This window comes from Candidatus Albibeggiatoa sp. nov. BB20, assembly GCA_016744725.1.
Classification (GTDB): Bacteria; Pseudomonadota; Gammaproteobacteria; order Beggiatoales; family Beggiatoaceae; genus Albibeggiatoa.
In genome coordinates, this window is sequence record JADGDW010000197.1 from 1 (window position 1) to 6,950 (window position 6,950).

7 protein-coding genes are annotated in these 6,950 nt (G+C 40.4%); 4 read left to right on the plus strand and 3 right to left on the minus strand.

Translation table 11 applies throughout. From position 1 onward, the window contains the following. Positions 1–174: 174 nt before the first annotated feature. Positions 175–1,299, plus strand: a complete 1,125-nt coding sequence (locus tag ABXH34_RS16630; RefSeq protein WP_353573007.1) for a hypothetical protein — start codon at positions 175–177, stop codon at positions 1,297–1,299. A gap of 9 nt (positions 1,300–1,308) precedes the next feature. Here the strand turns inward: ABXH34_RS16630 and ABXH34_RS16635 are convergent, their stop codons facing one another. The 3 genes from ABXH34_RS16635 to ABXH34_RS16645 all read right to left on the minus strand — a co-directional run bounded on the left by ABXH34_RS16635 (position 1,309) and on the right by ABXH34_RS16645 (position 3,997). Further along, positions 1,309–2,109, minus strand: coding sequence for an ABC transporter permease (locus tag ABXH34_RS16635; protein WP_353573008.1), 801 nt, complete (start codon positions 2,107–2,109; stop codon positions 1,309–1,311). After that, the gene (gene nikB / locus ABXH34_RS16640) at positions 2,102–3,025 is read right to left on the minus strand and encodes a nickel ABC transporter permease (protein ID WP_353573009.1); all 924 of its coding nucleotides are present in this window, start codon (positions 3,023–3,025) and stop codon (positions 2,102–2,104) included. Before nikB ends, ABXH34_RS16635 begins: the two co-directional genes overlap by 8 nt. Before the next feature lie 90 nt (positions 3,026–3,115). Then, positions 3,116–3,997, minus strand: a complete 882-nt coding sequence (locus ABXH34_RS16645) for a phosphate/phosphite/phosphonate ABC transporter substrate-binding protein (protein WP_353573010.1) — start codon at positions 3,995–3,997, stop codon at positions 3,116–3,118. A gap of 383 nt (positions 3,998–4,380) precedes the next feature. Between ABXH34_RS16645 and ABXH34_RS16650 the strand changes: the two genes are divergently transcribed. The 3 genes from ABXH34_RS16650 to ABXH34_RS16660 form a co-directional block, all read left to right on the plus strand. Then, a complete protein-coding gene (locus ABXH34_RS16650; protein ID WP_353573011.1) occupies positions 4,381–4,686 on the plus strand; it encodes a hypothetical protein in 306 nt (101 codons plus the stop codon). 404 nt (positions 4,687–5,090) lie between these two features. Then, the gene (locus ABXH34_RS16655; RefSeq protein WP_353573012.1) at positions 5,091–6,251 is read left to right on the plus strand and encodes a hypothetical protein; all 1,161 of its coding nucleotides are present in this window, start codon (positions 5,091–5,093) and stop codon (positions 6,249–6,251) included. A gap of 174 nt (positions 6,252–6,425) precedes the next feature. Beyond that, the coding region (locus tag ABXH34_RS16660; protein ID WP_353573013.1) for a hypothetical protein at positions 6,426–6,950 on the plus strand (525 nt) is incomplete at its 3' end.

Below are 6,950 nucleotides of genomic sequence, written 5' to 3' on the forward strand. Positions count from 1 at the left end.
CTATAAAATATAGTACAATGCCAAGCTTTCTTGATGTTCTACTTGCCAGCAATGTGTTCGACAAAACATATCCATTTATTGATATTGCATTTCATTTTTTTGCATCCATACTTTTCAGTAACACGATAAAAATCATTTTATTCTGGCACTTAGGCTATATTTAAATATATTAATATGCTAATTAAAAACACGGTATCCTCTTATTTATACATTATGAGTTTATGCTTGCTAAGTTCTGCAACGATAGCTCAGACGGTAATTTATCCTAGTAATCTGTATCCAGATGTATCATGGGAAATTCAGCCACCTGCGGCCAAAACCAATGAATCCATGTATCAGTATCGTCGAGATGAAGCATTGCAAGCTAAAAAAACAACGCATCCTCAGCAATGGGCTGCACCAAATTTAAATCAGCCACGTTATCGTCCACTGAATGCAAGAGAAGCAATGAAGTCCGTGCATAGCTATCAATACCGTAGTGAAATCCCCAACGGGGTTTTAGAACAAGCGAATGATTTTAGTGAGTTTAAGCAAGGTTTGCTCGAAGAGAATGCTCACAATATGCCGCAAGCTTCGTCTGATTATCAAAATAATTCCAATCAATTTACATCAAACCCATCACATTACCAGCCTCAGCAAGGCAGTGAATTTAAACAAGGTTTGTCGGCTCATGAAGATAATGTTAATGATATGCGCCCAGCTTCATCTCATTATCAGGATGGTTTTAGCCAGTTTACGTCAAATTCATCCCATTATCGTTCTCAGCAAGGCAGTGAATTTAAACAAGGTTTAGCTGATTACCAACCAAAACCATTGCCTCATTATGATTATTCAAATGTGCAACATCATTCTACAGGCTATCCGACTCAAACTTATACTCAATCAACCTATCCTCAAGCCAATCGCTATCCTACAATGGATAATTATTATGCTGAACAACAACCTTCTCATAATCCATGGAATCCACAGCCGCAACAAACCAATCCTTGGCAAACCTCACAATCAGCGTATCAAAATATGATGCAAACCCTGCCAGAATTGCCTGATATAAACTTGGGTTTACCGACTTTGCCTGATGGACAGTTTTATTTTCAACAGAATAGTCCATACAATACTCACGATAATTACACTAAGCAATCGAGAGAATTACCGTTTTCACCTGAACAAGTCTTTATTGTGCCATCAAATTGGATTAAGCCGCCAACTTCTTCTCAATCTAATAAAAAAGCGGGTAATAACGCCCAATTTACGGTTTATCCTGTGGAACAAATACCATTGACTAAGCAGGAAATTTGGTAAATCATGATATTAATCACTTTTTACATCTAGCCAATCTCGCAGACTGTCGCCTAATAAATTCACAGATAAAACAATGGCAAACAGTGCAACACCCGGTGCAAGAACTAAATGCGGTGCAACTAACATATAGCGTGTTCCTTCTTTAATCATTGATCCCCAAGATGCTTGCGGTGGTTGTACGCCTAAGCCTAAGAATGATAAACCCGCCTCCGCGATAATAATGCTGGCAATGCCAAAAGTGGCTTCAATAATTAATGGGGCAAGCAATAACGGCAATACGTGATAAAACAAAATGCGGGGTAATTTTGCACCCAAAGCCATTGCAGCTAACACATGTTCACGCCGTTTCAAAGATAAAGTTTGCGCCCGTGCTAATCGAGCAAATCCAACCCAGCCCACGGTGGCTAATGCTAAGACCACATTTTCAATCCCCGCACCGAGTAATCCTGATAACGCAATGGCCAATAAAATGCCTGGAAATGCTAAAAATACGTCAATAATACGCACAATCAGTAAATCTATCCAACCACCAAACCAACCGCTAATCATACCAATTAATGTACCGATCAAACTTGATAATAAAACTACCCAAAACGCAACCAAAAATGAAGTGCGTGCACCCATGATTAAGCGGTCTAAAATCGAACGGCCAAGCTCATCATAACCAAGCCATGCAGCACTGGACGGCGGGTGTAAAATATTCACCAAAGTAATGTGGTCAGGTTGTAAATTAAGCCAAGGACTGAGCAAAGCAATGATTGCCCATAAGGATAATAGGCTGGCTGGAATTAAAATGCGTAACTTAATCACGGTAACGTACTCGTGGGTCTAAAACGGCGTACAAAATATCAGTCAAAGTGTTAACCATCACATAAGCAACACTGATTAACAATACACAAGCTTGTACCACTGGGTAATCACGGCGTTGAATTGCTTCAACAGTCAATTGGCCAATCCCCGCCCATGAAAAAATCATTTCGGTAATCACTGCACCACCGAGTAAATGCCCAAGTTGTAAGCCAATAATCGTGATAATCGGTAATGAAGCATTACGCAAAGCATGATGGACAACAACCCCAAATTGGCTTAAGCCTTTAGCTCTGGCGGTACGAATGTAATCTTCTTGTAAAATTTCCAACAAAGTCGAACGAACCATCCGCGCTAAAATCGCAGCTAATGCCGTACCCAAAGTAATTGCTGGCAATATAAGAGAATCAAAGCCGCCGCGTCCACTGACAGGTAGCCAACCCAATTGCAGTGAAAAAATGATAATCAATAAAGGTCCCATCCAGAAATTAGGAATCGATACCCCAATCAAAGAAAACATCATTGCACCATGGTCATAAACCGTGTCTCGACGAATTGCAGCAATACTGCCTAATGGCAATGCAATCGCAATCGCCACAAGTAACGCCGCTCCTGCCAATTCTAAAGTAGCAGGGATTCGCTGTAGTAAAATCTCAGTAATAGCTTGTTTTGAATAGAGAGATTGTCCTAAGTCACCTTGTAACAGGTTGAAGATATAGGTATACCATTGTACAAATAATGGTTGATTTAAGCCCAATTGCTCGCGCAAAGCCTGCAAATCGGTGGCGGTTGCATGTTCACCTAACATCGCCTGTATTGGATCGCCAGGTACGAGATGAATCAATAAAAAGACTAAAGTGACAACGCCTAGTACCACAAATAACATGCTAAGTAGGCGTGATAAGATAAAGTGCAGCATAAATCTATTATCAATCGGACGAGAGAATAGGCATATTGTAGAGCATATTGTCTTTAGCCTACAATGTTTGTATCACTTTCTGATAAAAGCCTAGTGTTTGAGTTTACTCAATTCGCGAATGACATCATAATTATCCGCGCTAGTTGGCGCTAAACGCAATGCGCCTAATGTTTTCAGCATCGTTTTACCATCAGCAGAATTGTGTATATCAAACGCAACATGACGAATCGCTTTTAAATAGGGTTCACATAAATCGGTATTGTAAACATAAGGGCCATAAGGAATCGGCGGTGATTTCCACAAAACTCTAAACTGCCCAACCTCAACCAAACCTTTTTTTATCATCAGACTCAAATTGCGGGCTGAGATAAATGCCGCATCATATTTTTGATTTGCAATCTCAATCACCGATGTATCATGACCACCACTATAAGTAACCGAGCTAAAAAAATCATTCAATTTATTAGCTTTAACCTGTTTGCTAAATAAGACTCTAGGTACTAAAACGCCTGAAGTGCTGCCTTGCTCTGTGAGTAAAATCGTTTTGCCACGTAAAGATTCAATATCATGGTATGACGAATCAGCATGAACAATTAATATTGAGTAATAGAAACTGCCTTCTTCTTGAAAAGGCGGATTGGCAGCATGATAATGAAGGGCAAAAGGCTTAATTGTGCTATTCATATTCGCTACAGTGATATAACTAAAAGGCCCAATTCTAGCAAAATGTACATTTCCCGTAATCAATTCGCTGACAATTTCCTGATACGAATTCAATTTTTTAAGTTCAACAGGAATTTGAAACTGCTCTGTAATTGCATTTGCTATAGGTTGATAAAGCGTCAATTCAGATTTCTTTTTATTTGATGGAATCACAGAGAAAATCAGCTTGTCAGGTTGGATACACTCTTGTCCATGCACTATTATCGTCAAAATCAATCCACACAAAAGAGCCAATAACTTTTTTATCATAAATTGTGTCTCGCTAAAGTGAAAAAGTAGTCGTGCTGCTTCGTGATATAAATGCAATAAATTAACCTTGTATTAGTCTATGCTAAAAGACTTTACGATTTATGTTTGAGAATAGCATTTGTTTATTTCGAATAAATGATTAGTCGCTTCTATGAATTAAATAAGCCAAAATCAACCAGTTTATGCCTTCAAACCCGTCATTGGCTGCCAAACTGGCAGTGCTAGCTTTTTTTTCATTTTTTTTCATTACATTAGCATTCTTTAATAAACAATGAGTTATTTATTTTATCTGACTGTGGTATACAGTTTGCGTTATAGAGTTCGGCTCAGCTTTTATCAAATGAATTATTTCACTAATCAAACTCTAGGAGGAGGTGAGCATTATGAAAAATATTCGATTAATTCCATTGCTCAGTGTATTTTTATGCTGTGGATTCTTTAGTCAAGCTTATGCTGATGACATTACATTCATTGCAGGTGAAAAACCTTATGAACGTCCAGCCAATGCGCCAACGATCAAAAATACTGATGAGAAAAAATCCCAAGAATGGTATGACACCGCCGTTACAGGCATTACAACGCCATACCCTTATAGTTTTAGCTTCTTAGATAACCAAGGAAATTGGTACACACCTTTTAACCGTCCGGGAATGCTTGACGGCTACGATATTCGTAATTGGCATAAATAACAATAATATCCATCCTCACTTGACTGCTGTTTTAGCAGAAGGCCTGAAAGTTTGGGGGCGAACTTTCAGGCCTTTTTTTTGTCACAAGATAAGCGGTATATATACACTGACAAGTTGACATAAAAGCTTTTTAAGAAACTATCCTACCTTAACACCTTATAATCCATCAGTTTTTTTTTGACTATATAAAATACTGCTATGTCAAAATGACAGAAATCCACTTATGATGCTAGGGGATTATTTTAATACTTTAATAATAAATTCTTTTTTAAATCAATCATTAAATAAAAAAATACTGATACTGGTACAAGGGTTGCGATAGCTATTAGCGCGAATCACTATCGCGCTTATAACAACAAAAAAATGGTCTTCGTGTTAAACCTTTTAATAGGATGGATAAAAGCATGAATTTTAAAAAATCTGCTCGCCTCGCTGCTTTAGTTAGTGCATTAGTTGCTGCCCCCCAGATTGCTAATGCCTACGGTAGTTATTACTACCCACAAGGTATGAGCGGCATGAATGGTATGTCTGGAATGCAAGGCATGTACGGAATGTATCCACAACAACGTGGAATGTACGGCATGACTGGAATGCAAGGCATGAATGGTATGTCTGGCATGTACGGAATGTATCCACAACAACGTGGAATGTATGGCATGACTGGAATGCAAGGCATGAATGGTATGTCTGGCATGTACGGAATGTATCCACAACAACGTGGAATGTACGGCATGACTGGAATGCAAGGCATGAATGGTATGTCTGGCATGTACGGAATGTATCCACAACAACGTGGAATGTATGGCATGACTGGAATGCAAGGCATGAATGGTATGTCTGGCATGTACGGAATGTATCCACAACAACGTGGAATGTACGGCATGACTGGAATGCAAGGCATGAATGGCATGTACGGAATGTATCCACAACAACGTGGAATGCAAGGCATGACTGGGATGCGTGGTATGTCTGGAATGCAAGGCATGAATGGTATGTACGGTATGTATCCACAACAACGCGGTATGTACGGCATGACTGGGATGCGTGGTATGTCTGGAATGCAAGGCATGAATGGTATGTACGGAATGTATCCACAACAACGTGGTATGTACGGTATGACTGGAATGCAAGGCATGAATGGTATGTACGGCATGGGTGGTATGTCTGGAATGAGCGGTATGTCAGGCATGAGTAGCATGGCTGGTCATCGTATTAATACACCTCAAGGTTACTTTATCTTTTATCCTCATGGCATGAGCGGTATGTCTGGAATGAGTGGCATGAGCGGTATGTCTGGAATGAGTGGCATGAGCGGTATGTCTGGAATGAGTGGCATGGGCGGTATGTCTGGAATGAGTGGCATGGGCGGTATGTCTGGAATGAGTGGCATGGGCGGTATGTCTGGAATGGAAGGCATGAGCGGTATGTCTGGAATGGAAGGCATGAGCGGTATGTCTGGAATGGAAGGAATGAGTGGCATGTCTGGAATGAGTGGCATGTCTGGAATGAGTGGCATGTCTGGAATGAGCGGTATGGAAGGCATGGCTGCTGAAGAAGGTAAATAAGCCTTAGATTTTTGGGTAGGCAAGGAAGCCTACCTTTAGACTCTAAACTTAGGTTTTTAATCAAGAATCTACGTTTATAGTCTCCCTTAGCTGAGTTAAGGGATAGTATTAACGGATACTTTAGGGATAGTTGCACAAAGTAAGGATGCTTTGTTTACATGGAATGTTTTAGGAATGGATTTAAAAGATGGACGTATGAAAAACACACACTGTCAATCGAATAATTATCCTAAGGAGGATAACCCAATGAATTTAGTACAAAGCATAAAAAGAGCTTTAGGCGTTGCGGTTGTTGTAGCTGGTGTAGGTATTGCTTCTCAAGCTAGTGCTTATTATGGTATGTCTGGAATGAACGGCATGTATGGTATGGGCGGAATGTCTGGCATGTACGGCATGGGTGGAATGTCTGGTATGTACGGTATGTACCCACAACAACGTGGTATGTATGGCATGGGCGGAATGTCTGGCATGTACGGCATGGGTGGAATGAACGGTATGTACGGTATGGGCGGAATGTCTGGCATGTACGGCATGTACCCAATGAGCGGTATGTACGGCATGGGTGGAATGTCTGGCATGTACGGCATGTACCCAATGAGTGGTATGTATGGTATGGGCGGAATGAACGGCATGTACGGTATGGGCGGAATGTCTGGCATGTACGGCATGGGCGGAATGCAAGGTATGTATGGCATGAAC

Coding starts and splice junctions, on each gene's coding strand:
- nikB (WP_353573009.1), bottom strand. CDS start 3,025: ATGCTGCACTTTATCTTATCACGCCTACTTAGCATGTTATTTGTGGTA.
- ABXH34_RS16630 (WP_353573007.1), top strand. CDS start 175: ATGCTAATTAAAAACACGGTATCCTCTTATTTATACATTATGAGTTTA.
- ABXH34_RS16650 (WP_353573011.1), top strand. CDS start 4,381: ATGAAAAATATTCGATTAATTCCATTGCTCAGTGTATTTTTATGCTGT.
- ABXH34_RS16645 (WP_353573010.1), bottom strand. CDS start 3,997: ATGATAAAAAAGTTATTGGCTCTTTTGTGTGGATTGATTTTGACGATA.
- ABXH34_RS16655 (WP_353573012.1), top strand. CDS start 5,091: ATGAATTTTAAAAAATCTGCTCGCCTCGCTGCTTTAGTTAGTGCATTA.